Consider the following 24,913-nt stretch of genomic DNA (forward strand, 5'->3'; position numbering starts at 1 on the left):
AGGCAGTATCGGCCCGCAACGACTGATTTCGCGCGCACATGGGTAACTCATCGGGCACGCCCAAAACCCGGCCCGACACATACCGCCGGCCCGACACGAAAATCTTGGAGCACCCACGACACGCTGAAGACGCGGAGAGGCGGCACAGCTTCCTTGACATGCGCACGTGTGCATATCAATAATGGCATCGGTTTCCAATAAGGAGTTGGTTCGATGACCGCCGACAGCGGTGTCCCCGCGCGTCGAAGCCGCGTCGCCGTCGAGGCGCCCACGCCGATCCCGCACGACCCGTATCCCTATCGCGCTCCGTCCGCCCCCGCGGTCCCCGCTCGCACCACGCTCGACAACGCGGGCGAACTGCTGCGCGCGCTGGCCGCGCCGGTACGCATCGCGATCGTGCTGCAACTGCGCGAATCGCCGCGCTGCGTGCACGAATTGGTCGATACGCTGGGCGTCACGCAGCCCCTGGTCAGCCAGCACCTGCGCATTCTCAAGTCAGCGGGCGTGGTGCGCGGTGAACGCACCGGCCGTGAGGTGATCTACGAATTGGTCGACGACCATCTGGCACGCATCGTCGTCGACGCCGTCGCACACGCCGAGGAAGGATGACCGTGCCGGAGAATACGGGCACCGCCGAGAAGACTGTCGGAATTCGCAGCACCCGCCAGCGCAGCGCGATCACCGCGCTGCTGGGCGATATCGAGGAATTCCGTTCGGCCCAGGAGTTGCACGACGAACTACGCCGCCGCGGTGAGGGCATCGGCCTGACCACCGTCTACCGCACCCTGCAGTCCCTCGCCGACGCCGGCAAGGTCGACGTCTTGCGCACGGACACAGGCGAATCCGTGTACCGGCAGTGCTCCAAGGGCCACCATCACCACCTGGTCTGCCGCCAGTGCGGACGCACCGTCGAGGTCGAGGGCCCCACCGTCGAGGCCTGGGCGGCAGCGATCGCCGGCGAGCACGGCTTCACCGACATCAGCCACACCATGGAGGTGTTCGGCACCTGCCGCGACTGCGCCCACATCGGCGGCTGATTCGATCAGCCGCACAGCGTTCCGGTCAGGGCACCAGTCCCTGGCGGGCGCGGCCCGCGCCGGACAGGACGAGCAGCAACATCGTCGCCAGGGCGTCGTCGTCGAGGCCCGCCGCCGGGAAGGTGTAGCGCAGCAGGACGTCGGCCAGCTTTTCGTGGGCGATGATCGTCAACGAGCCGAACTGCAGGGCGTTGTTGCGATCGGCGACCCGCTTGTGCAGTTGCGGCTTCAAGGGACGATCCCAGGCGAGCACGCAGGTCAGCGTGAGAACGTCCAGGCCGGGCGCGAGCGTGACGCCGCGCAGCGAGCACAGCGCGCCCTCGTATTCGAAGCCGAGGGCGTCACCGTCCTCCTCCCGCACGGCGATATCGCATCTACGCAGGCAGGCGGCGGCTTGGGCCTGCAGTTCCCGGGCGACGGTCAGCTCGTTGCTCACTTCACGCCACCGAACCGGCGATCGCGCTTGGCGTACTCCACACAGGCCTCCCACAGGTCGCGACGGTCGAAATCGGGGAACAAGGTGTGCTGGAAGACGAACTCCGCATAGGCGGACTGCCAGATCAGGAAGTTCGAACTGCGCAACTCACCGGAGGGGCGCAGGAACAGGTCCACATCCGGCATATCCGGTTCGTCGAGATACTTCGCGAAGGTCGATTCGGTGACCTTCTCCGGATCCAGCTGTCCGGCCGCCACCCTCCGTGCGATTTCCCGTGCCGCGTCGGCGATTTCGGCGCGGCCTCCGTAGTTGACGCACATGGTCAGCGTCATCACGGTGTTGTCCTTGGTGAGCTCCTCGGCGATCTCCAATTCCTTGATCACACTGCGCCACAGGCGCGGTCGCCGGCCCGCCCAGCGCACCCGCACGCCCATCTCGTGCATCTCGTCGCGGCGGCGCCGGATCACGTCGCGGTTGAAGCCCATGAGGAATTTGACCTCGTCCGGGCTGCGCCGCCAGTTCTCGGTCGAAAAGGCATAGGCGGAAAGCCATTTCACGCCGATCTCGATGCACCCCTCGACGGTGTCCATCAGCACCGCTTCGCCGCGCTCGTGCCCGGCGGTGCGCGGCAGCCCCCGATCCTGGGCCCACCGGCCGTTGCCGTCCATCACCAGCGCCACATGCCTGGGCACGAATTCCTGCGGCAGCGCGGGCGGGGTGGCGCCCGACGGGTGCGGTGACGGCGGACGAATCGTGCGGGTGGTCTGGGAGCGGTTACCGATCACGCCACCTATCCTGCATCACCGCGCGCCGCCCGTGACCGGGGCCGTGGGAATTCAGCGCTTGACGCCGACCGCGGCCCAGATGCCGAACGCCTCGTCGGCCCACGCGAGCCGCTCCTCCGGGATGTAGAAGTCCGGATTCGGGTGCCAGCGGTGCATCGGAACCACGCCGGGCTCGACGATCTCCAGCCCGTCGAAGAAGCGGGTGACCTCGGCCTTGTTGCGCAGCGCGACCGTCATTCCGGCCTGGGCGTAGACCGCTGCCACCTTCGCGAGCCGTACCGGATTCACATCGCTGGAGGCATGGGTGATGCTGAGGTACGACCCGGGCGCGAACGCGTCCATATAGGTGCGCACGATGTCGTAGGCGCCCTCTTCGTCGGTAACGAAATGCATGATCGCGGCCAAATTGAGCGCCACCGGCCGGGACAGATCGATCACCGCGCGGAACTGCTCGGAGCCCAGGATCACGTCCGGATCGCGCACATCCGAGGGAATGTATTCGGTACGCCCCTCCTCCGAGCCGATCATCAGCGCGCGGGCATGCGCCAGCACCAGGGGGTCGTGGTCGACGTACACCACGCGGCAGTGCGGATCGACGGCCTGCACGGCGTTGTGCAGATTCGGTTCGGTCGGAATTCCGGTGCCGATGTCGAGAAACTGCCGCACTCCGTTGCGCGCCGCGAAGCGTGCCGCCCGATGGACGAATTCGCGATTCGCCCGCGCGGCCTGCGCCGTCTCGGGAAACGCCTCCATCACCTTCGACGCGGCCTCGCGATCGGCCGGATAGTTGTCCTTGCCGCCGAGGTAGTAGTCGTACATCCGCGCCGAATGCGCCTTCTCCGTATCGAACTCGACAAGCTCGTGAGACATCGAAGCTTTCTCCGTAAGGTTGGTGGGACCTTCAAGTGAAAGTACCCCGCCCGAGCCGCACGCAGGGCCCGCATTCCCGGAAACCTCTTGACCTGGAGTGCGCTCCAGGGCATAGCGTTCTCACCGGGAAGTCAGTCACTGACGAGGAGAACTCCATGGAGCTCGGATTTCACATTCCTATCTTCGATATCGACGGCGGCACCCCCGCGATCGCGGGAGAGCTGGCGCGCGTGGGACAGGCCGCCGAGGCGGCGGGCGCCACCTGGTTGTCGTTCATGGATCACTACTTCCAGATCGAGCCGACCGGGCTACCGGCCGAGGCGAATATGCTGGAGGGATACACCACGCTGGGATACCTTGCGGCACATACCACCTCGATCGATCTCGGGCTGCTGGTCACCGGCGTGACCTATCGGCATCCGGGCCTGCTCGCCAAGATCGTCACCACCCTCGACGTGCTGTCGGGCGGACGGGCCACGCTGGGGATCGGGGCCGCCTGGTTCGAGCGCGAGCATCGCGGGCTCGGGGTCGAGTTCCCGCCACTGGCCGAGCGGTTCGAGCGGCTGGAGGAGACGCTGCGGATCTGCGCGCAGATGTGGGATCCGCAGAACAACGGGCCGTTCGAGGGCAAGTACTACCAGCTGGCCGAGACGCTGTGCTCACCGCAGCCGATCCATCGGCCGAACGTCCTGATCGGCGGCGGCGGCGAGAAGAAGACGCTGCGGCTGGTCGCACAGTACGGCGACGCCTGCAATCTGTTCGGCACGTCGCCGGAGGACGTCGCCCACAAACTGGACGTGCTGCGCCGCCACTGCGACGACGTCGGTCGCGATTTCGACACCATCCGCACCACGATCATGGCCAACAATCCGCGCCCGAATCCGGACGTCCGCGACGAATTCGTCCGCAGCATGGCCGATTACGCGAAATTGGGCATCGACGCGGTGCTGATCACCCCGACCACGGGCTCACCCGCCGCGTGGATCGAGGGCATGGCGCCGGCGGTCCCGCAGCTGGCCGACCTCGGGTAGCCGGCGGGTCTATCCCACCCGCGACGCCGGCGACTCCGCCGCCTCGTGCGGACGAGAGCGCTCGATCAACGGCAACGTCCGCAACTGCCGTTCCAGATGCCATTGCAGATGGGCGGCGGTGAGCCCGCTGGCCTGGCGGCGGACGGACTCGGCAACCACGTCGAGTCCGGTCCAGTCTCCGCGATTGAGCGCACTCATCAATTCCAGGACCCCCACCGCGGGCGTGGCCGCGCCGGGCGGGCGGCAGTGCACGCAGACCGCTCCCCCGGCGGCCACGTGGAAGGCGCGGTGCGGGCCGGGGGTGGCACACCGGGCACATTCGTCCAGAGCGGGCGCCCAGCCCGCGAAACCCATGGCGCGCAACAGGAATGCGTCGAGGATCAGTTCGTGCGGGCGCCGGCCGGCGGCGATCGCGCGCAGGGCGCCGGCGGTCAGGGTGTGCAGGCGGGGCGCCGGGGCGCGCTCCTCACCGGCGAGACGTTCGGCGGTCTCCAGCACCGCGCAGGCGGTGGTGTAGCGACCGTAGTCGGCGACGATATCGGCGGCGAACGCCTCCACGGTCGATACCTGTGTCACGGTGTCGAGGTTGCGTCCGGGATACAGCTGCACGTCGATATAGGCGAACGGTTCCAGCCGCGCGCCGAATTTCGACCGGGTGCGGCGCACCCCTTTCGCCACCGCCCGCACCAGCCCGTGCTGACGGGTGAGCAGCGTGACGATGCGATCGGCCTCCCCCAGCTTGTGCTGGCGCAGCACAATCGCCTGGTCCCGATACAACAACACGTTCACAGTCTCCCACGCCACCCCGACGTGCCCGCGACCCCACGCCACTGATCGGGCGTCACGTACTCGACCCGGCCACCGAGTCGCCGGACCTCCGCTCCCTCGGGTGCGCCGGGCCTTCGTGGCCTCTACACGCTGCGCGGCAGTCCCTCGGCATACAGCTGCGCGATGCGGGGTGCGTGAATTGTGCGCAGCAGCAACGTGGTCCAGCCGGTGCGGATCGGGTCGATCGCGCCGCGGTCGGCCTCGACGAGCATGCGTTCGGGTCCCTGCAGTTCCATGGTGACGGCGGGATGACCCAGCCAGACGTCGACCAACGCCTCCTGATTACCCCAGATGACCAGGCGTTTTCTGCTCATCCCGATGGTTCCGCCGACGATGTTCTCCCAACTGGAGGAACCGTAGTGCAGTGGCGTCCGATAATTGCGTCTGGCCAGCGATCCACTCACCGGGCCGAATACGACGATCCCTTCCGATTCCAGATCCGAACGCACTTGTGGCGGCAGCTCTTTCGAGCCGAACGCCCGGGACATCCACTTCACGCCAGGATCGTAGGCCCGTCTCACAATGTGCGTGCGCACACAGTTCGCGCGCTCCTGCGGAAATGCCGGAATCGCACATCACAATTCGACTACGGCCAACCTGCGACTCCGATATGAACGGGTGACCGGATTCGCGCCGCGATTCACTCGCGGCCCGAGACGGAGATCACAGTTGACGACGGCATCGAGACGAGACCCGGTCAGAAGCCCAGCTTGCGCAGCTGCTTGGGATCGCGCTGCCAGTCCTTGGCCACCTTCACGTGCAGATGCAGATAGATGCGGGTGCCCAGGATGTGCTCGATCTGCTTGCGCGCCGCGGTGCCGACCTCCTTGAGCCGGGCTCCGCGTCTGCCGATGATGATCGCCTTCTGACTCGGCCGCTCCACGTACAGCAGGGCGTGCACGTCGAGCATGTCCTCGTGTTCCTCGCGCGGCATGATCTCCTCGATCACCACCGCCAGCGAATGCGGCAGTTCGTCGCGCACCCCCTCCAGCGCCGCCTCGCGGATGAGCTCGGCCATGAGGGTTTCCTCCGGCTCGTCGGTCAGCTCACCATCGGGGTAGAACGCCGGGCCCTCCGGCATCTTGGACGCGATCACATCGACGAGCACTTCGACCTGTTCGCCCTTGGCCGCCGAGACCGGAACCACCTCGGCCTCGGGACCCAGCAGTTGCGAGACCGCGAGCAGTTGCTCGGCGACCTGCGGCTTGTCCACCTTGTCGATCTTGGTGACCACGCCGATCAGGGTCGTCTTCGGCGCCATCTGCTTGACCTGCTGCACGATCCAGCGGTCACCCGGTCCGATCTTCTCGTCGGCCGGAATGCACAGCGCGATCACGTCGACCTCGGAGTAGGTGTCGCGCACCAGATCGTTGAGGCGCTGCCCCAGCAGCGTGCGCGGCCGGTGCAGTCCCGGAGTGTCGACCAGGATCAGTTGAGCGTGGTCGCGATGCACGATGCCGCGGATGGTGTGGCGGGTGGTCTGCGGCCGCGAGGACGTGATCGCGATCTTCTGGCCGACCATGGCATTGGTCAACGTGGATTTACCCGTATTCGGCCGGCCGACGAAACAGACGAAGCCGGAACGGAATTCGCCCTCACCGGGCTGCTCGACGCTCATCGTGCCGTCTCGGTTCCGGCCTCGACGGTGCGGTAGGTCGCACCCTTGCGATCGGTGACGATGACCGCGGCCGACGCGCTCACCTCGCGCACCGCGGCCACACCCGGGTCGCCATCCTGCCCGCCGACCAGCACCGCCGCCTCGAACCCCTCCGCACCGCTGGAGATCGCCGCCGCGACCGCCGCCTGCAGCGCCGACAGCGACAACGCGTTCAGGTCCACCGTGCCGGCCGCGTAGGTGCGGCCGTCCGTATCGCGGATCGCCGCGCCCGCCACCCCGCCGGTGCGTCCCATCGCACCGCGGGCCAGCACCAGCAGTTTGCCGTCCTCGGCGCTCAATTCGGCGGTTTCACCCTCGGTCATCGCCATCTCCGTTCTCGTATCTCGACGTCTCTTCCCGCCCCTGACGGTCGGCGCGCACCGCATCCGCGAGCGCGCCCGACAGTTCGCCCGGCTCCCCCGCCCGGCGCGCGACGACGGTGTGCACGCGCACCCGCCCCCTGGTATCAGCGCCGCCCTCGCCCTGCAGCAGCAGCCCGTGCGCGACGACCTCCGACCCCGGTAGCGGCACCCGGCCCAGCGTATGGGCCAGCATGCCGCCGACCGTGTCGACGTCCTCCTCCTCGATCTCCAGGCCGAACAGCTCGCCCAGATCCCCGACCGGCAACCGGGTGGAGACGCGGTAGACCCCCTCGCCCAGCTCCTCCACCGGCGCGATCTCGTCGGTGTCGTATTCGTCGGCGATCTCGCCGACGATCTCCTCGAGCACATCCTCGATGGTGACCAGCCCGGCGATCCCGCCGTATTCGTCCACCAGCAGCGCCATATGGTTGCGGCGACGCTGCATCTCGTCGAGCAGAGCGTCGAGCGGTTTCGAGTCGGGCACGAACACGGCCGGCCGCATCACCGCCCGCACCTGCACACTGCGGCCCCGATCCGCATATGGCACAAGATCTTTCAAATAGACCACGCCGAGGATGTCGTCGACGTTCTCGCCGACCACGGGAATGCGCGAATGCCCGGACCGCACGGCCAGCGACATCGCCTGCGCCACCGCCTTGTCCGCCTCGATCCACACCATCTCGGTGCGCGGCACCATCACCGCGCGGGCCGCGGTGTCGCCGAGTTCGAACACCGACTGGATCATGCGGCGCTCCTCGGAGTCCACCACACCGCTCTGCTGCGCCATGTCGACGATCTCGCGCAGTTCCACTTCGGAAGCGAAGGGGCCGTTGCGAAATCCGCGACCCGGGGTGATCGCGTTACCGATCATGATCAGCAACCGGCTCACCGGTCCGAGCAGCGCTCCGATCGCCTGCACCGGCAGCGCGGCCGCCAGCGAGATCGAATACGCGTGCTGGCGTCCCAGCGTGCGCGGGCCGACACCGATGACGACATAATCGATCACGACCATGATCACCGCGGTCACGGCCAGCGCCCACCCCCAGCTGAGTACCTCGCCGAGAGCCGCCACCAGCAGAACCGTCGCCGCGATCTCGCAGGTCAGGCGCAGCAACACCATGAGGTTCACATAGCGCGGCCGGTCGATCGTGATCCGGGCCAGCCGGCGAGCGCCCGGCCGGTCGGCGCGGACCAGATCCTCCACCCGCGCCGCCGAGACCGTCATCAGCGCGGAATCGATCGCCGCGAAGATACCGCCGACGGGCACCAGCAGAATCGCCAGCAGCAGCGGGATCAGCGCATTCACGCTCTGCCCTCGGCCGCATGAGCTCGGGCCCGCGTGGTGAGGCTGCGCTGCCGCCTCCGGCCCTGACCGCTCATGCCGGATCCAGGGGGTCGCCCGGGGCGGTGAATCCGGTCTTGCCCAGCAGGCGGCGGTCGCGCTCGGCCAATTCGGCGCGGCGGGCGGCCTCGCGCAGGCTTTCGTACCATTCGGCGAGCAGACGGTTCTGCAGGCCGAACATCACCTTCTCCTCCTCCGGCTCGGCGTGGTCGTAGCCGAGCAGATGCAGCACTCCATGAACGGTGAGCAGCGCGAGTTCGTGGTCGAGGGAATGGCCGGCCTTACCGGCCTGGGCGGCGGCGAATTCCGGGCAGAGCACGATATCGCCGAGCATCGAGGGGCCCGGTTCGGCGCCGTCGGGGCGGCCACCGGGTTCGAGTTCGTCCATCGGGAACGACATCACATCGGTGGGACCCGGTAGATCCATCCACCGCATGTGCAGGTCGGCCATGGTATCGAGATCGACGAGCACCATCGACAATTCGGCCGCCGGATGTACGTCCATCCGTTCGATCGCGAACCGCGCGACGCTGACCAGATCCGGTTCCGATACGTCGATGCCCGACTCGTTGGCGATCTCGATACTCACCCTGCCAGCCTAATGGGGGCCGTGCAGCGGCTCACCACCACATCAGCGGCGAGCCGCTGCGGTAACTCAGCGGCGAGCCGCTCAGGCAGACTCAGCGGCGAGCCGCTCGGGCAGACTCAGCGGCGAGCCGCCTTGTCGGCCGCGCGGCGCTGGGCGCGGTTGCCGCCCGGGTAGTGCCGCGCCACCTGCGGGCGGGCATCGGACTCGTAGCGCTCGTAGGCGTCGACGATCTCCGAAACCAGCCGGTGGCGCACCACGTCACTGGAGGTGAGCTCCGCGAAATGGATGTCGTCCACATCGGTGAGGATGTCGCTGACCACCCGCAGCCCGGACCTGGTCCCGCCGGGCAGGTCGACCTGGGTGACGTCGCCGGTGACGACGATCTTCGAGCCGAAGCCGAGCCGGGTCAAAAACATCTTCATCTGTTCCGGCGTGGTGTTCTGCGCCTCGTCCAGGATGATGAACGAATCGTTGAGGCTGCGTCCGCGCATGTACGCCAGCGGCGCGACCTCGATCACGCCGGAGGCCATCAGCTTCGGAATCGCCTCGGGGTCCATCATGTCGTGCAGGGCGTCGTAGAGCGGGCGCAGATACGGGTCGATCTTCTCGTTCAGCGTGCCCGGCAGGAAGCCCAGCCGCTCCCCGGCCTCCACCGCCGGACGGGTGAGGATGATGCGGGTGACCTGCTTGCTCTGCAGCGCCTGCACGGCCTTGGCGACCGCCAGATAGGTCTTACCGGTACCGGCCGGGCCGATGCCGAAGACGATGGTGTGCTCGTCGATGGCGTCGACGTAGCGCTTCTGGTTCAGCGTCTTCGGGCGGATGGTCTTGCCGCGCCGGGCGATGATGTCCAGACTCAGCACCTCGGCCGGAGAATCGGAGGATCCCTCGGTCAGCATGGAGACCGTATGCCGGACCGCTTCCGGGGTGACGACGCGATTGTGCGCCGTCAGCGCCACGAGCTGCTCGACCACCCGCTCGGCCAGCGCCACATCGGCGGCCTTACCGGTGAGGGTGACCGAATTCCCGCGCACGTGGATGTCGGCGTCGAGCAAACCTTCGAGTTCACGCAGGTTCGCGTCGGCGGAACCGAGGAATCCGAACACGGACTCGGGGGCCAGTTCGATGCTGGAACGCACCGTCCGGGCCGCTGGACCCGAACCGTTACCATTGCCGGGGGCACCGGCTCCGATGCCGGTCGTGGGTGTTGTCGGGTCGCCGATATCGCCTGATGTTCGCAAAAGGGGCTATGGCCTGCTTTCCGGTCTCGAACGGATCCTCTCCTTTCCTCAAAGTCTATCGCGCGGCACCGACACCGCCCACTTATTTGATCTCCAGCCCCAGCTCAGAGGCCGCTCACCCGGAAGATGAGCGATCGTCACCGTCCGTTCACCGACCGCTGCGGTGCGCCCATTCGACGGCGAAGTCACGGAAGGTGCGCACCGCCTCGCCGGGCACCGCGTCGGCCGACCAGATCAGCCCGACCGCGCGGGCGGCGCCCGGATCCGCCAGCGGAACCAGCACCGGCCCGGGCTGCGGGCCCCGCATCGTCGGCTCCTCCCACGGCAGCAACGCCACGCCGAGTCCCGCCGCCACCAGACCCGACACGGTCACCAGATCACTGGATTCCAATGCGATCCGCGGGCGGAAATCCGCTGCGGCACAAAGCTCGTCGAGAATTCTGCGCATTCCGTATCCGGTCGGCATGGCGATGAATTCGGCCTCGGCGGCCTCCGCCAGCCGGATCTGCCGCCGTCCCGCCAGCCGGTGGTCGACCGGCACGCCCAGGGCGAGGCGCTGCCGGAACAGCGTGCGCCAGCCCAGTCCCCGCAGCGCGGGTTCGGGCGAGGTCAGGCCCAGGTCCGCCGTGCCGTCGAGGACCTCGGCGGCCACCACGTTCGCGGGCCCCTGGTCGAGCCGGAATGTGATCCGCCCCGACACCCGCCGGAAGCCGGCGATCAACTCCGGCACCACCCGGCCGCCGAAGGAATGAACGAATGCCAGCCGCACCGATCCGCGCGCCGGATTCGCCAGATCCGCGAGCGCCCGGCCCGCCGCGTCCAATTCGGCCTGGGCGCGGCGGGCGTGTTCGTAGAAGATGCGCCCGGATTCGTTGAGCGTCAGCCGCTTACCGTGCCGGTCGAACAATTGCGTGCCGAGGCGCTGTTCGAGCCGGGCGAGCATGCGCGACAGTGTGGGCTGGGCCAGATGCAGCCGGTCGGCCGCCGCGCCCACGCGCTCGAGTTCGGCGAGGGTCAGAAACCAGTGCAAATCGTCACTCGCCATCGGAAGGCTCCCCGCGCTCAGCTCACCTAATGCGGCAATTGCATCAACTTACCGATCATTATGCATTTCCTTTTCCAGCCGCGCGGAGTCACGGTGGAGGAATGACCAGCGCGACCGTGACCACTCCCGCCCGGACGGCCGAGGACGCGCGTCACGAACGACGCATCACCCTCGCACTCTTCGCGGCCGGACTCACCACCTTCGGGTCGATGTACAGCGCGCAGGCGCTGCTGCCGAGCCTGTCGACGGCCTTCGGCGCGACGCCCGCGCACGCCGCACTGGCGGTCTCGCTGACGACGGGCCTGCTCGCGGTGGCGATCGTGCCGGTGAGCGTGCTGTCGGGGCGGTTCGGCCGCACCCGCGTGATGATCGCGTCCGCGGTGGCGACCAGCGTCATCGGCCTGCTGCTGCCGTTCAGCCCGAATCTGGACGTGATGCTGGCAGGGCGGGCGGTGCAGGGCATCGCCGTCGCCGGCGTCCCCGCGGTGGCGATGGCCTATCTCGCGGAGGAGATCGGTTCGGCCGGATTGGGCGCGGCGATGGGCATCTATGTCTCGGGCACCACCATCGGCGGTCTGGCCGGCCGGCTGATTCCCGCCTTCACCCTGGAGGTGGCATCTTGGCGTTGGGGCGCAACGATTTTCGCGGTGGGCGCCGCGCTGTGCACGGTGTGGTTCGTGCGGATGCTGCCACCCTCGCGCTACTTCGTCGCACGGCCTCTCGGCGTCGGCGCGCTGCTGAGCGACCTCACCGCACATCTGCGCAACCGCGCGCTGCTGCCGCTGTTCGGGTTGGCCTTCCTGCTGATGGGCGGATTCGTCTCGGTGTACAACTTCCTCGGCTACCGACTGATCCAGTCGCCGTTCGGTTTGTCCGCGGCCACCGCGGGTGCGGTCTTCCTGATGTATCTGTCGGGCACGGTCTCGTCCACCGCGGCGGGCCGGCTCGCCGATCGGCTCGGCCGTTTCCCGGTGGTGGCGATCTCCATCGCGACGATGGGCGTCGGCCTGCTGCTGACCATTCCGGATCATCTGGCGATCCTGTTGCCGGGTCTGCTGTTGTTCACCGCGGGCTTCTTCGGCGCACATGCGGTGGCCAGCGCGTGGGTCGGTGCCACCGCGACCGGTAATCGCGCGGCCGCGTCCTCGCTGTATCTGTTCGCCTACTACGTGGGCAGTTCGATCGTCGGCGCGTCGGCCGGGCTGGCCTACAGCTGGCACGGCTGGGCCGGATTGGCGCTGTACGTGGGCGTGCTGATCGTCGTGGCGGCGGGCCTGGTGGCCGCCCTCGGAATCCAGCGGCGATCCGAGAACTCCCGCTCCCTGCCCGGGGCCACCTCGGGCTCACCGACACCGGAGTGACCGCGTCGCCACCTTCTCGGCGGCGCCGAAGTGACCGGCGCACGTTGGATGTGGGCCGGCTCCGCGAACTACCAGCGCGGAGTCAATGCTCCCAGCGCACCGAGCGCGACCGCCGCGGCGGTGGAGGTGCGCAGCACCGTCGGCCCCAGGAGCGCGACGGTGGCCCCCGCCGCGGTGAGCGCATCCAGCTCCGAGTCGTCCAGACCGCCCTCGGGGCCCACGATCAACACGATGGGCGCGGTCTGCGGGAACGGCAGCTCGGCGAATCGTGCGGTCGCGGATTCGTGCAGCGCGATCGCTGTCCCGTTGTCCGCGACCGTTTTCCGGACCAGCTCGGCCACATCCGCGGTGCGGTGCAGATCGGCGACCTCGGGAATGTAGGCGCGCCTCGACTGCCGGGCCGCTGCCCGGGCCGCCGCGCGCCATTTGTCGACGCCCTTGCGCGCCTTGGCTTCCCAGTTCGCGACACTCCGGGCGGCCTGCCACGGCACGATCACGTCGGCGCCCGCCTCGGTCATCAATTCGACCGCGAGTTCCGAGCGATCCGATTTGGGCAGCGCCTGCACCACCGTCACCGCGGGCGACACGGGCGGGGCGACCATCCGGTCGAGCACCTTCAGGTCCAGTCGGTCCCGCCCGGTGGCCACGACCTCGGATTCGGCGAGCAGTCCCGCACCGTCGGAAAGCGTGATCGGCTCGCCGACCCGGATACGGCGCACGGTCGCGGCGTGCCGTCCCTCGGGGCCGTCGAGCACCGCGACCGCGCCGACCGGCGGTATCTCGTCGAGGTAGAAAACCGTTGCGGCCACGGCGTTTTCAGCGGCCGCTGAACGAGGCGCGCAACCGCGCGAACAATCCGCTGTTGTGTTCGGACTGGGCCGAGAGCACCTCGGTGTGTTCGCCGTTGCGCATCGCCTGATACTTGCGCAGCAGATCGAACTGCTTGTTGTCCAGTTTGGTCGGGATCACGATATCCAGGTGCGCGACCAGATCGCCACGCGAGCTGGAGCGCAGCTTCGGCATGCCGTGGGCGCGCAGCACCGACACCTCACCCGGCTGGGTGCCCGGCGGGATGGTCAGTTCGGTGGGCCCGTCCAGGATGGTGTCGATGACGACCGTGGTGCCGAGTGCGGCATCGACCATCGGCACCCGGATCGTGCAGTGCAGATCGTCGCCGTCGCGGACGAAGGTGTCGTGCGGCTGCTCCACGATCTCGACGTAGAGGTCGCCGGCCGGTCCGCCGCCGGGGCCGATCTCGCCCTGCGCGGCCAGTCGCACCCGCATGCCGTTGGCCACACCGGCCGGAATCGGCGCGGCGATCTCGCGGCGGGCACGCACCCGGCCGTCGCCACCGCACTTGCGGCAGGGATCGGGGATGGTCTCGCCGGTGCCGCGACAGGTCGGACACGGCCGCGAGGTCATCACCTGCCCCAGGAAAGAACGCTGGACGGTCTGTACCTCCCCCGCGCCGCCACAGGTCTCACAGCGCACCGGCTTGGAATTGCCGTTGGTGCCCGAGCCCTGGCACAGATCGCAGAGCACCGCGGTGTCGACGGTGAGGTGCTTGGTGACGCCGACCGCGCATTCGGCCAGCGACAGCCGGGTCCGCAGCAGCGAATCCGCGCCCGGTTGCACCCGTCCGCGCGGTTTGCGCGAACTGGTCGCGTTCATACCGCCGAAGAAGGCCTCGAACACATCGCCCAGACCACCGAAGCCGGCGCCGGAGAAGCCACCGCCCGCACCCGCCGATTCCATCGGGTCGCCGCCCATATCGACGATGCGGCGCTTCTCGGAGTCGGTGAGAACCTCGTAAGCGGTGGATACCTCGCGGAACCGCTCCTGCGCGTCCGGATCCGGGTTGACGTCGGGGTGCAGTTCCCGGGCCAGCTTGCGGTAGGCGCGTTTGATCTCCTGGTCGGACGCATTGCGCCCGACGCCGAGGATTCCGTAGTAGTCCCGTGCCACTTGAGTCTCTAGTCCTGTTCCGAATGGGTGTCGTCCAGCATCCCTGCTCACAGCCGATGCTGCCATGTTCACTGTGGCCGACCGGCGAACGCGGTTGCCGGTCGGCGCGGATCCCGGTTACCGGGGCGGGCTCATCGTTCCGCGAGCACCTCACCGATATAACGGGCGACCGCGGCGACCGAGGCGATCGTGCCGGGATAGTCCATCCGGGTCGGGCCGACCACTCCCATACCTCCCAGCACGGTACCCGGCATACCGTACCCGGTGGATACCACGGAGGTGCCACGCATCTGCTCGACCCGGGTCTCCTCGCCGATCTGCACCGTCACCGTGCCGGGCTGCTGCGCGGCGGCCAGCAGCTTCAACACCACCACCTGCTCCTCGAGCGCCTCGAGTACGGCCCGCAGCGAGCCCGGGAAACCGAAATCGCCGACGTTGCGGGTGAGGTTGGCCGTGCCGCCCAGCACCAGCCGTTCCTCCGGATGTTCCACCAGGGTTTCGACCAGCACGGTCGACACCCGGACCAGCACATCGCGCAGCCGGGCGGGTGCGTTCTCCGGCAACGCCGCGACAGCGCTCGAGGCAGCGGACAGACGCTTACCGTCCATCGCCTTACCGAGCATGCCGCGCAAGGCGGCGAGATCCTCGTCGTCGATCACCGCCCCCAGGTCGACGAGCCGCTGATCGACCCGCCCGGTGTCGGTGATCACGACCAGCAGCAGCCGGGCCGGATTGAGGGCCACGACCTCCAGGTGGCGCACCGTCGACGCCGAGACCGTCGGGTACTGCACCATCGCGACCTGCCGGGTCAGCTGCGCCAGCAACCGCACCCCGCGGCGCAGGACGTCGTCGAGGTCCACGCCGCTTTCGAGGAACTCCATGATCGCGCGGCGCTCGGCATTCGACAGCGGCTTGACTTCGGCGATGTTGTCCACGAACTGGCGATAGCCCTTGTCGGTCGGAATGCGACCGGAACTCGTGTGCGGCTGGGTGATGTAGCCCTCGGCCTCGAGGACCGCCATATCGTTGCGCACGGTCGCGCTGGAGACACCCAGATTGTGCTTGTCCACCAGCGTTTTCGACCCGATCGGCTCCTTGGTCGCGATGTAGTCCGCGACGATCGCGCGCAGGACCTCCAGCCGCCGCTTCTCGGTGCTCGACATCGGCCCCACCTCCTCGCTCGCCTTCGGGGTCCACACGGCCGCACACGGGCAGCATCGACCACGCGGATTCCCGGTTGATCCGACACCAGTTTAGTTCCTGTGCGGACAAGTTCCCGCGTGTGAGGTCGCACAGTGATACCGGACCGGCGCCGGGCACCCGATCGCGCGGCGGAACGAGGTGGAATCACAGGAGGCGCGGGCGACGACGTCCGATCTTCGCCCGATGCGCGAACTCAGTCCGATTCGGCGACGAGTTTGCCTGCCGCCGCATCCAATCCGAGCATCGTCAGCAGCGCCTGGCAGTCGTCGACTCCGGTCGAATGACTGGCCACCGCTCGCGCGGCGAGCGCGCTGCGCCGTGCGGCCTCGGCTTTCTCCGCGGCACGCGTTTCGGCGAACTCGCTCTGCTCGTGGACAAGTGTGATGTGGCGTGCCTGTGACATGGATCTCCTCAAGTTGTCTCGAACCCTACGCTGTCCGGGCCCACGTCCGGGCGGCAGCGCCGAATTCGGGGCGAAATCGGCCGATCCACCGGATCGCTACCAGGTGGCGGGCTGCTCCTCGCGCAGGCGGCGGACGGCTCGGTCGATCCAGGTCTCGAAGTGCGCGGCCAGATCTCGGCTCGCCGCCGGGCGAATGCCGATGTGCTCGCGGGACTGCTCTCGCAGATAGCGCCCGTCGCCGGTGACGTCGAACCATCCCAGGATGTTCCAGGGCTCGGGGCGGCTGTGCAGATAACCGGCCAGCAGGCCCGCCATACCGGTGCCGTCGAGGGGCCGGGCGGTGAGGCGGTGGAAACGGTCGCGCGCGGAATTACGGGTATAGCCGTCGTCCGGGGCGCGCAGGTCCTCGATGTGGAAGGTGTCCGGCTTCCCGTTCCCCGGCGGGAATCCGGGCACGATGGCGGCCAGGCGGCCGGCGAGCTGGTCGGTGGGGAACAGTCGGCAGCGGATGGGACCGTCGACGTCGCCGTCGGCGGTCTGGGTGAGCATCACGGCGTGGTAGGGGGTGCGCGCGCCGATCACGCGGTACTCGCGCGGCCTGCCCTTGCCGAGAACCGCGGATTCGCCGTGGATTTCGATGCGGAGTTCGGACGCGGTGAGCGTGTGCAGTGCCAGTTTCATCTGCTCGAACTCGTCGGTGCCGTATCGGGCGCGCACGGCGGCCCGGTGTGCGGTGACCTCGTCGTTGGTGGCCAGCTTGCTGGTGTAGCGCAGCGGAACCGGTATCCGGTCGTTGGCATCGCTGTACCACAGGACCGCGAAATCGTCCGGGTCCCAACTCCATTCGGCCATGGTGGTGAAACGCTCCGATCATGCGAGTCGACACCGCCGGACTCGATGAGCACGAGAACGGCAGCGAGACGGAAGGATTCGATTGACAGGGGCGAGCCGAGCCCGGTGCGATCAGCCGGACCCGGCCGGCGGCTCGGCATAGTCGCCGCCGATCACTCCGCCCGGAATGGTCCGCGGTGCGGGACCGAGCAACTCCTCGGTGTTCTCCATGTTCCGCAGCCACTCGGGCAGGTCGTGGGTCTTCTCCTCACCCTCGGACTTCCCTTTGCCACCACCCAGACCACCCATACCGGGCATACCCGAAGTCCCCGTCTTGCCGCCGAGCGCGCCGCCGGTGGCGGCCGCGTTCGCCGCGGTGCCGGCCGGGCCACCCGGGACGCTGCGCCCCGGACCGCCCGGTGTCGACCCGCCGGGCAGGCCGCCGAGACCGCCACCGGGATAACCGCCACCGGACAGGCCGCCCGCTCCAGCCGACAAGCCGCTGGGCATCGTGGACGCACCCAATCCGGACGGGTCCACGGCACTGGGGGTGGTCGGAGAATTCGCCGGCGAACCGAGACCGGAGGGCGTCGTCGACAACGGAGCGGTGGACGACGGATTCGTCGACGGGGTGTTGTCGGTCGGGCTCCCCGGCTGCCCGGGACCGGGAGTCGCGGGTCCCGGGCCGGGGCCAGGGCCGGGCCCGGTCGGAGGCGGAGCGACAGACGTCCCCGGCGGCTTGTACAACGGATCGGCCGGATTGTCCGGTACCGGCAGCACCGGGATCTGCCCGTCGGCGGCGACGAACTGCTTCACATAGTGATCCCGCATGGCCTCCCGGGCAGCGTTCTCGCAATCGCCCCGGACCGACGGCGAACTGGGACCGTGCATACCGAGCATCTGCCAACTGGTCGGATTCCACCCCGACGCGTGCGCCGGCGGTTTGTCGACGATGGTCCTCGTCTTGTCCACACCGTCGACCGTCGACGAAACCCGTTGCGCGAGTTGATTCAACGGAGTTACCAGATCCAACGCCCGTTGCGCATATCTATTGATCGCGTCGCGCGTCGACGTCGCCGCCGGCCCCTCCCAGGCCGCCGAACTGGAGTTGTGAATGCGGGCCGCGAACAGCTCCGCCGCCGAATTCCACCGCCGGGCGATCTCCTCGTATTCACCGCACCCGTGATTCGCCTCGGTCGTGTTCAACCCGACGAAGGAGTCATAGATCTTCTGATGGGTCCAACTGTCGGGGTTCTCACCGCCATTGGTGATCCTGGGGTTTTCGTTACCCGTGGCCATTACGGGGCCCCCACCGCGGGGCTCTGGGGAACGATGCCGGGTTGTATCTGCACCTTCCCGATGGGGCTCGCGGGAGTGTTCGCCATCAGCGCGTTGTATTCGGCGGCGAATTCTTGATCGGTTTCGACGTACTTCTGGGCGATTGTGCGATGGAGTTGCTGGATTTGGTCAACTATGTCGTAATGCTGTTGCAGAATGTCATATACGTTATTAGAGGTATCGCGGGTAGAGTCGACGATTTTAGCCTTACCGCGGAACCAACCTACCAAGACTTTGGCCGATTCCAGACCCTCGGTTGTTTCACCCAGCCCCCAATGCTCGCGTCGAGAGATAGTCTGCGCCATCTGCTGGAGATCTTGAATCTCTTCCTTGAAGGCCTGGCAATCGCGCTCAATATAGACGAACTCGTCGGCATTCACCCGAATCTTGTCACTGAAAGCGACAGTGAGCTTGCCATCGTTCGCGTCGGTCAGTGAACTCGCCAGCGGGCCCTGTGGTGCGGTAGCGCGGTCAGTCATCGCGATTCCTCCCCATTGACATTCGGTGACAACCGATGTCGATCATTCGAAACTACAGGCTTGCCGGAATTGCCGGGGCAATTTCACCCGCCAGCCGCTTCGCGATCTCGCATGAGTTTTGGTCGCCCGACTTTCGCCTTGTCGGCGGGTTATCGATGCTGATCTCGATGCTCCCACCCTTTATCTCGACGTTGATTACGCAGTCGGCGTGGGGGTCTTGCCCAGCCACATGCGAAGTGAGCGCGGGACGACCAGCCACGGTGACCTCTTCATCGACGGAGAAGTCTTTGTTCGAACGAACCATGGCCAGTGTGATGTTCGTCGTGTCGATCGTCGCGCTGTAGCCATCGGGCTGAATCCACCGACAGCCGCGCCATTTGATGCCCCCTGCGCCATCCTGGGAATCAACGCCCTTGTTCTTCAGCTGCTCCGACTGAACGACCGACTGCGGAATGTTGCATGCGTCGAATCCAGCCGGTACATCCGCGGCCACAGTGGCAGTTGCCGATACGCTCTTCGTTACGTTCGGCGATTCCCCGCCCGAGTTGCACCCAGCTGCAAACGCAACGACGCCCAGACCGAGCGCGATCCCCCGCGTCACCTTCCCCCAGCTGGCCATCTCGCCCCTCACGTCTGCCGGTGCCGCATCGCTCGGGGCCGGACCGGCTCACCCGCCCCCGTCAAGCTCGTTAGACGGTACCGGCCGAACCAGTGGTGTGCAAAGGTAACGACTTGCCGGAACTGCGAAGCATCGCAGGGATATTCGGAAACACTGCGCGCATACCGTCGCATCGCCCCGGGAGACGGCAACCGTCAGCTCAGCAGATCGCGAACCACTCCATCGGCGAGCAGGCGTCCTCGATCGGTCAGGACGAGCCGGTCATCGGCCACCCGGGCCAATCCTTCGGCGACCACATTCTCGAGCGCCGCACGCCCGCCGGCGTCCAATTCCTCGACCGGAAGTCCGGACCGCAAGCGCACGCGCAGCATCACCCGTTCGGTGTACTGCTCGGCGTCGGTCAGTGCCTCCCATCCGGCGGCGGGTAGTCCGGCGCCGGAGGCGATGCGCTCGGCGTAGCGGCCCGGATGCTTGACATTCCACCAGCGCACCCCGCCGAGGTGGCTGTGCGCGCCGGGGCCGGCGCCGAGCCAATCGCCGCCGTCCCAGTAGCCCAGGTTGTGCCGGCAGCGGGCGGAAGATGTTGTGGCCCAGTTGGATACCTCGTACCAGCCGAAGCCGGCGGCGGTGAGGCGGGCATCTATGCGTTCGTAGCGGGCGGCGAGGGTGTCTTCGTCGGGTGCGGGGAGTTCGCCGCGGCGGACCTTGCGGGCCATGGCGGTGCCGTCCTCGACGATCAGGGAATAGGCGGAGACGTGGTCGACCCCGGCGGAGAGGACCGCGTCGAGGCTGGCGTCGAGGTCGGCATCGGATTCACCGGGCGTGCCGTAGATCAGGTCGAGATTGACGTGGTCGAAACCGGCGGCTCGCGCCTCGCGAGCGGCGGCCACGGCGCGGCCGGGCGTGTGAGTGCGGTCCAGGATGCGCAGGACGTGGCTCGCGGCCGATTGCATGCCGAGCGAGACGCGGGTGTACCCGGCGGTTCGGATGTGCTCGAAGAATTGCGGCGAGGTGGACTCCGGGTTGGATTCCGTGGTCACCTCCGCATCGGCGGCGAGGGAGAATTCGGCGCGGATGGCGGCGAGGACGTCGGCCAGGCCGTCACCGCCCAGCAGCGACGGGGTGCCGCCGCCGACGAACACCGTCGAGACCGGCGGTTGCGGGCTCGGCAGTTCCGCGAAAGCCGCTGCCGCCGCGGCCACTTCCCCGCGCAGCGCCTCGAGCCACGACTCCGGCGAGGCGCTGGACCCCAGCTCGCCCGCCGTATAGGTGTTGAAATCGCAGTAACCGCAGCGCGTCGCACAGAACGGGACGTGCACGTAGATCCCGAACGGCCCGCCGCCGAAATCGCGCAGCGTCGGCGCGTCGGCGGTCTGTTCGGGAGCGGATGCGGTCACCCCACCAGTGTGCCCGGTGCGGCGCAGTGACCGGCGGCACACCGGTTAGTCGACCGCTTCCGGCGCCGGTTGCCCGCGATCGGTCCGATGCGAGCGGGCGTATCTGCCGGGGGTGGTGCCGACGATCTCGGTGAAGGCCGCGATGAAACCGCTCGGGTTCGCCCACCCGCAGGCGTGCGCGGCATATGTCGCGTCGTGGCCCTCGGCGAGCAGCACGAGGGCGTGCGAGATGCGCAGCTGGGTGCGCCATTCGTAGAAGGTCATGCCGAGCTCGTCGTGGAAGAGCCGGCTCAGCGTGCGCGCGCCCGCGCCGACCGCCCGCCCGAGTTCGGCCAGCGGGGTGGTGTCGGCGGGGTTGTCGTACAGGATCCGCGCGACGGCCTGCAACCGGTCGTCGCGGGGTTGCGGCAGTTGCAGCGGCTGCTCGTGCGCTTCGCGGAGTTCGTCGACGAGGACGCGGTGCAGCCGGGCGCGCGCGCCGCGGTCGTGGTCGCGGGGCCCGGTGAGACTGAGGAAGACCTCGCGGGCCAGATCGGTGGCCCCGAATACCGCGGGGCGATCCGGTAGCCGCCGGGCCGGCGCCGCGGGGAGAAAGACGATCCGCATGTCGGTGCGTCCGTGCGCGCGATGCTGATGCGTGAATCCGGCTGGGGTCCAGCCGATTCGGTTGGCCGGCACGATCGACGTCCCGCGATCGGTGTGCACCGAGAGCACACCGCGGGCGGCGTACACCAGATGCCCGCGCGCATGGGCGTGGACCGAACTCGACGCTCCCGAAGCCCACTGGTGCACGCCCCCGGACGGCCACAGACGCGACGTCGGACCCGTTTCGGCGACGTGGCGGCGAACGGGCATAACGTGGCATTCTATCGGTGGTCGGCCGCCCCCCTGGTCCACGACAGTGAACGCATGAGCGAGACGACGATGCGTGCGGTGGTTTGTGTGCGAGCCGGCGGACCTGAGGTGCTGGAGATCGCAGAGCGCCCGATTCCCCAGGTCAGGCCGGGATGGAGCCTGGTGCGGGTGCGCGGAGCGGGGGTGAACCGCTCGGAACTGCGGACCCGGCAGGGCCATTCCCCGGCGGTCGGGTTCCCGCGCGTACTCGGTATCGAATGCGTGGGCGACGTGGTGGCCTCGACCGATCCCAACCTGCCGGAGGGGACGACGGTCGCGGCGGTGATGGGCGGGATGGGACGCGAATTCGACGGCGGATACGCGGAATTCGCGGTGCTGCCGAACGCGCTGCTGATGCCGATCCGCACCACATTGCCGTGGCACGTGCTCGCCGCACTGCCCGAAACGTATCTGACCGCGCACGGCGCGCTGGCGACCTCGGGTGTTCTGTCCGCGGGGCGGCAGCGCGCGGCGCGGCTGCTGATTCGCGGCGGAACCTCGTCGGTGGGCATGGCCGCGATCTCCCTCGCGGCCGCCGAGGGTATCGACACCGCGACCACGACCCGGCGGCCCGCGAAGGTGTCGGCGCTGATCGCGTCCGGCGCCGATCACGTCCTGGCCGACGACGGCGGATCCCTGGCCGAAGCCGTGCACGCGATCTGGCCCGAGGGCCCCGACTACGTCCTGGATCTGGTCGGGGCGCGTACGGCAGTGGATTCGCTTCGTGTGGTCCGCCGCGGCGGCACGGTGTGTGTGGCGGGCTCGCTCAGCGGCTGGCTGATCCCGGACTTCGAGCCGATCGCGATGATCCCGTCCGGAACCGGGCTCACCGCCTTCCACAGCGAGGAGTGCGCCGGCAGCACGGCCGTGTTGCAGCGCATCGTCGACAGCGTCGAAGCGGGTGTTCTGCATCCGAATATCGACCGGGTCGTCGCGCTGGACGACATCGCCGAGGCTCACCGCCGGATGGAGAACGACGAGGCGACCGGAAAGCTCGTCGTACTGCCCTGACCGACGGGCTCGGCACGCCACCGAACGGACCCGCCGGTACGGCAATCGGCGAATCCGCTTGATCTATGACGCATCTCACAAATTAGGACGGCCGTCCAGGGAATTTCCCGCTTTTTTGCGGAGAATATGACCCACCCGTCGGAAAGACCCATCTGACATGGCACAATAACTTCCATGACCGGACTTGGAGTACGACTCGTGGCGCGCCGCCATGTCGACTTCAAGCGTGTCTGCAGTGCCAGTTGTCTGCCGGATCGCCTCCGGTAGCTCGGCCTCCCCTCTCCCGGTTCCCGGCATCCGTCGCGATGCCCATCGGTCCGATTCGCTGAACACCGAAGGCGCGAGCCAGCCCCTCCCGCCTGCCGCAAGGCCTGATCCATCTTCTTCAGGAGCGACCCTATGACGTCGAGTACCGACGCCGGTCCCACCCCCGAGTCCGTTCGCGCCGATCGTGAACGCCTCGCCCGTGAGCGTCGTGCCCGGCCCCGTCCGGAGGCCTCCGGGCCGCGCGAACGCACCGGCAAGCCGGTCCGCCGCAAGTCCGAGGGCCAGTGGGCCCTCGGTTACCGGGAGCCGTTGAACGCGAACGAGCAGAGCAAGAAGGACGACAATCCGCTCAACGTCCGCGCGCGTATCGAGAACATCTACGCCAAGGGCGGATTCGACTCGATCGACAAGAGCGATCTGCGCGGCCGCTTCCGCTGGTGGGGCCTCTACACCCAGCGCGAGCAGGGCTACGACGGCACCTGGACCGGTGACGAGAACATCGATCTGCTCGAAGCCAAGTACTTCATGATGCGCATCCGCTGCGACGGCGGCGCGCTGAACGTCGAGCAGGTGCGCACCCTCGGCCAGATCTCCACCGAGTTCGGCCGCGATACCGCCGATCTGTCCGACCGCGAGAATCTGCAGTACCACTGGATCGAGATCGAGAACGTCCCGGAGATCTGGCGGCGCATCGAGGCGGTCGGCCTGCAGACCACCGAAGCGTGCGGCGACTGCCCGCGCGTGGTCCTCGGTTCCCCGCTGGCCGGTGAGTCGCTGAACGAGGTGGTCGACGGCAGCTGGGCGGTCGAGGAGATCACCCGGCGCTATATCGGCAAGAAGGAGTACTCGAACCTTCCCCGCAAGTTCAAGACCGCGATCTCCGGCCAGCAGGATGTGGTCCACGAGATCAACGACGTCGCGTTCGTCGGCGTCGAACATCCCGAACACGGCCCCGGATTCGACCTGTGGGTCGGCGGCGGCCTGTCCACCAACCCGATGCTCGCGCAGCGGGTCGGTGCGTGGGTGCCGCTGGAAGAGGTGCCGGATGTGTGGGAAGCCGTCGTCTCGCTGTTCCGTGACTACGGGTACCGCCGGCTGCGGACCAAGGCGCGGTTGAAGTTCCTCATCAAGGACTGGGGCATCGAGAAATTCAGAGAAGTTCTCGAAACCAAGTATCTGCAGCGCAAGCTCGTCGACGGCCCGGCGCCGGAGAAGCCGGCCCGGCCGATCGACCATGTGGGCGTGCAGCGGCTGCGCAACGGTCTCAACGCGATCGGCTTCTCCCCGATCGCCGGCCGCGTCTCGGGCACGATCCTGACCAAGGTCGCCGACGCCGTCGAACGTGTCGGCGCGGACCGGATCCGGTTCACCCCGTACCAGAAGATCGTCGTGCTCGACGTCCCCGACGACAAGGTCGAGGAACTGATCGCCGAACTGGAACCGCTGGGCCTGCAGGCCCGGCCGTCGGCCTGGCGGCGAAACCTGCTGGCCTGCAGTGGTATCGAGTTCTGCAAGCTCTCGTTCGTGGAGACCCGTAAGCGTTCGCAGGTGCTGGCGCCCGAACTCGACCGGCGCCTGGCCGATATCAACGCTCAGCTCGACGTGCCGGTCACGATCAACATCAACGGCTGCCCCAACTCGTGCGGCCGTTCGCAGATCGCCGACATCGGCTTCAAGGGCCAGCTCGTGGACGACGGCGACGGGAATCAGGTGGAGGGCTACCAGGTTCACCTCGGTGGCAGCCTCGGGCTCGACAGCGGCTTCGGCCGCAAGCTGCGCCAGCACAAGGTGACCAGCGAGGAGCTCGGCGACTACATCGAGCGTGTCGTCCGCAATTTCGTCAAGAACCGCAACGACGGTGAGCGGTTCGCGCAATGGGCTGTCCGCGCCGACGAGGCCGACCTTCGGTAACGGGAGATTCA

The 24,913-nt window shown here is 67.9% G+C and carries 28 protein-coding genes; 7 read left to right on the forward strand and 21 right to left on the reverse strand.

The features are described from left to right. Positions 1-213 precede the first annotated feature (213 nt). Together IRT45_RS03610 and IRT45_RS03615 are read left to right on the forward strand one after the other, a co-directional pair. Entirely contained in the window at positions 214-609 is a 396-nt protein-coding gene (locus IRT45_RS03610) for a helix-turn-helix transcriptional regulator (protein ID WP_228533522.1), read from the forward strand. Then, the gene (locus IRT45_RS03615) at positions 606-1,037 is read left to right on the forward strand and encodes a Fur family transcriptional regulator (protein ID WP_194804458.1); all 432 of its coding nucleotides are present in this window, start codon (positions 606-608) and stop codon (positions 1,035-1,037) included. Before IRT45_RS03610 ends, IRT45_RS03615 begins: the two co-directional genes overlap by 4 nt. 25 nt (positions 1,038-1,062) lie before the next feature. Here IRT45_RS03615 and IRT45_RS03620 read toward each other — a convergent pair whose 3' ends face one another. From IRT45_RS03620 to IRT45_RS03630, 3 genes are read right to left on the reverse strand one after another with little or no spacing between them, the layout of a single operon-like run. Continuing rightward, positions 1,063-1,461 carry a hypothetical protein gene (locus tag IRT45_RS03620; RefSeq protein ID WP_036499762.1) on the reverse strand — a complete coding sequence of 133 codons (399 nt, stop codon included), beginning with the start codon at positions 1,459-1,461 and terminating at the stop codon, positions 1,063-1,065. 8 nt (positions 1,462-1,469) lie between these two features. After that, on the reverse strand, positions 1,470-2,258 hold the full coding sequence (locus IRT45_RS03625; protein WP_375540056.1) for an isoprenyl transferase: 789 nt from the start codon (positions 2,256-2,258) through the stop codon (positions 1,470-1,472). 51 nt (positions 2,259-2,309) lie between these two features. Further along, the gene (locus tag IRT45_RS03630) at positions 2,310-3,128 is read right to left on the reverse strand and encodes an SAM-dependent methyltransferase (RefSeq protein WP_194804460.1); all 819 of its coding nucleotides are present in this window, start codon (positions 3,126-3,128) and stop codon (positions 2,310-2,312) included. Positions 3,129-3,283: 155 nt separating this feature from the next. Between IRT45_RS03630 and IRT45_RS03635 the strand changes: the two genes are divergently transcribed. Next, positions 3,284-4,159: an LLM class F420-dependent oxidoreductase gene (locus IRT45_RS03635; RefSeq protein ID WP_194804461.1), complete on the forward strand. Its 876-nt coding sequence runs from the start codon at positions 3,284-3,286 to the stop codon at positions 4,157-4,159. A 9-nt stretch (positions 4,160-4,168) separates the two neighbouring features. On the opposite strand, the gene recO is transcribed toward IRT45_RS03635, so the two are convergent. From recO to IRT45_RS03675, 8 genes are all read right to left on the reverse strand, one after another. Continuing rightward, positions 4,169-4,942: a DNA repair protein RecO gene (recO, locus tag IRT45_RS03640; protein ID WP_194804462.1), complete on the reverse strand. Its 774-nt coding sequence runs from the start codon at positions 4,940-4,942 to the stop codon at positions 4,169-4,171. Between the two features lie 128 nt (positions 4,943-5,070). Next, positions 5,071-5,484 carry a hypothetical protein gene (locus IRT45_RS03645; protein ID WP_194804463.1) on the reverse strand — a complete coding sequence of 138 codons (414 nt, stop codon included), beginning with the start codon at positions 5,482-5,484 and terminating at the stop codon, positions 5,071-5,073. 200 nt (positions 5,485-5,684) lie between these two features. Next, the gene (gene era, locus IRT45_RS03650) at positions 5,685-6,605 is read right to left on the reverse strand and encodes a GTPase Era (RefSeq protein WP_194804464.1); all 921 of its coding nucleotides are present in this window, start codon (positions 6,603-6,605) and stop codon (positions 5,685-5,687) included. Then, positions 6,602-6,973 carry a cytidine deaminase gene (locus IRT45_RS03655; RefSeq protein WP_194804465.1) on the reverse strand — a complete coding sequence of 124 codons (372 nt, stop codon included), beginning with the start codon at positions 6,971-6,973 and terminating at the stop codon, positions 6,602-6,604. The genes era and IRT45_RS03655 overlap by 4 nt, the downstream gene beginning before the upstream one ends. After that, the gene (locus IRT45_RS03660; protein WP_194804466.1) at positions 6,954-8,312 is read right to left on the reverse strand and encodes a hemolysin family protein; all 1,359 of its coding nucleotides are present in this window, start codon (positions 8,310-8,312) and stop codon (positions 6,954-6,956) included. Before IRT45_RS03660 ends, IRT45_RS03655 begins: the two co-directional genes overlap by 20 nt. A 70-nt stretch (positions 8,313-8,382) precedes the next feature. Continuing rightward, complete coding sequence (gene ybeY, locus IRT45_RS03665; RefSeq protein WP_030512859.1) at positions 8,383-8,937, reverse strand: rRNA maturation RNase YbeY; 555 nt, start codon at positions 8,935-8,937, stop codon at positions 8,383-8,385. Positions 8,938-9,053: 116 nt separating this feature from the next. Beyond that, the gene (locus IRT45_RS03670; RefSeq protein WP_039777863.1) at positions 9,054-10,130 is read right to left on the reverse strand and encodes a PhoH family protein; all 1,077 of its coding nucleotides are present in this window, start codon (positions 10,128-10,130) and stop codon (positions 9,054-9,056) included. Positions 10,131-10,326: 196 nt separating this feature from the next. Beyond that, positions 10,327-11,223, reverse strand: coding sequence for a LysR family transcriptional regulator (locus IRT45_RS03675; protein ID WP_194804467.1), 897 nt, complete (start codon positions 11,221-11,223; stop codon positions 10,327-10,329). Positions 11,224-11,324: 101 nt separating this feature from the next. Here IRT45_RS03675 and IRT45_RS03680 point away from each other — a divergent pair, with 101 nt between their 5' ends. After that, positions 11,325-12,584 carry an MFS transporter gene (locus tag IRT45_RS03680; RefSeq protein ID WP_194804468.1) on the forward strand — a complete coding sequence of 420 codons (1,260 nt, stop codon included), beginning with the start codon at positions 11,325-11,327 and terminating at the stop codon, positions 12,582-12,584. A gap of 68 nt (positions 12,585-12,652) precedes the next feature. On the opposite strand, the gene IRT45_RS03685 is transcribed toward IRT45_RS03680, so the two are convergent. The 10 genes from IRT45_RS03685 to IRT45_RS03730 form a co-directional block, all read right to left on the reverse strand. Further along, the gene (locus IRT45_RS03685) at positions 12,653-13,393 is read right to left on the reverse strand and encodes a 16S rRNA (uracil(1498)-N(3))-methyltransferase (RefSeq protein WP_194804469.1); all 741 of its coding nucleotides are present in this window, start codon (positions 13,391-13,393) and stop codon (positions 12,653-12,655) included. Positions 13,394-13,400: 7 nt separating this feature from the next. Continuing rightward, the gene (gene dnaJ / locus IRT45_RS03690) at positions 13,401-14,549 is read right to left on the reverse strand and encodes a molecular chaperone DnaJ (RefSeq protein WP_036499695.1); all 1,149 of its coding nucleotides are present in this window, start codon (positions 14,547-14,549) and stop codon (positions 13,401-13,403) included. A 131-nt stretch (positions 14,550-14,680) separates the two neighbouring features. After that, complete coding sequence (gene hrcA, locus IRT45_RS03695; RefSeq protein WP_194804470.1) at positions 14,681-15,712, reverse strand: heat-inducible transcriptional repressor HrcA; 1,032 nt, start codon at positions 15,710-15,712, stop codon at positions 14,681-14,683. 233 nt (positions 15,713-15,945) lie between these two features. Beyond that, positions 15,946-16,155 (reverse strand): hypothetical protein, encoded by a 210-nt coding sequence (locus tag IRT45_RS03700; RefSeq protein ID WP_039777824.1) that lies wholly within the window; start codon positions 16,153-16,155, stop codon positions 15,946-15,948. 96 nt (positions 16,156-16,251) lie between these two features. After that, the gene (locus tag IRT45_RS03705) at positions 16,252-17,007 is read right to left on the reverse strand and encodes an ESX secretion-associated protein EspG (RefSeq protein ID WP_194804471.1); all 756 of its coding nucleotides are present in this window, start codon (positions 17,005-17,007) and stop codon (positions 16,252-16,254) included. Positions 17,008-17,118: 111 nt separating this feature from the next. Further along, positions 17,119-18,285 carry a WXG100 family type VII secretion target gene (locus IRT45_RS37630; protein WP_194804472.1) on the reverse strand — a complete coding sequence of 389 codons (1,167 nt, stop codon included), beginning with the start codon at positions 18,283-18,285 and terminating at the stop codon, positions 17,119-17,121. After that, positions 18,285-18,803, reverse strand: a complete 519-nt coding sequence (locus IRT45_RS03715; RefSeq protein ID WP_194804473.1) for a hypothetical protein — start codon at positions 18,801-18,803, stop codon at positions 18,285-18,287. Before IRT45_RS03715 ends, IRT45_RS37630 begins: the two co-directional genes overlap by 1 nt. 52 nt (positions 18,804-18,855) lie before the next feature. Continuing rightward, positions 18,856-19,422: a DUF3558 domain-containing protein gene (locus IRT45_RS03720; RefSeq protein WP_194804474.1), complete on the reverse strand. Its 567-nt coding sequence runs from the start codon at positions 19,420-19,422 to the stop codon at positions 18,856-18,858. Positions 19,423-19,616: 194 nt separating this feature from the next. Continuing rightward, positions 19,617-20,819 (reverse strand): radical SAM family heme chaperone HemW, encoded by a 1,203-nt coding sequence (gene hemW / locus IRT45_RS03725; RefSeq protein WP_194804475.1) that lies wholly within the window; start codon positions 20,817-20,819, stop codon positions 19,617-19,619. A 45-nt stretch (positions 20,820-20,864) separates the two neighbouring features. Beyond that, a complete protein-coding gene (locus IRT45_RS03730) occupies positions 20,865-21,674 on the reverse strand; it encodes a helix-turn-helix domain-containing protein (RefSeq protein ID WP_194804476.1) in 810 nt (269 codons plus the stop codon). A 54-nt stretch (positions 21,675-21,728) separates the two neighbouring features. Between IRT45_RS03730 and IRT45_RS03735 the strand changes: the two genes are divergently transcribed. From IRT45_RS03735 to IRT45_RS03740, 3 genes are all read left to right on the forward strand, one after another. Beyond that, entirely contained in the window at positions 21,729-22,724 is a 996-nt protein-coding gene (locus IRT45_RS03735) for a zinc-binding dehydrogenase (protein WP_194804477.1), read from the forward strand. A gap of 174 nt (positions 22,725-22,898) precedes the next feature. After that, entirely contained in the window at positions 22,899-22,991 is a 93-nt protein-coding gene (locus IRT45_RS37945) for an Ms4527A family Cys-rich leader peptide (protein WP_368854180.1), read from the forward strand. 132 nt (positions 22,992-23,123) lie between these two features. Continuing rightward, positions 23,124-24,902, forward strand: a complete 1,779-nt coding sequence (locus IRT45_RS03740) for a nitrite/sulfite reductase (protein WP_194804478.1) — start codon at positions 23,124-23,126, stop codon at positions 24,900-24,902. The last annotated feature ends 11 nt before the right edge of the window (positions 24,903-24,913 follow it).

The sequence above is a fragment of the Nocardia sp. BSTN01 genome, assembly GCF_015354405.1.
Classification (GTDB): domain Bacteria; phylum Actinomycetota; class Actinomycetes; order Mycobacteriales; family Mycobacteriaceae; genus Nocardia.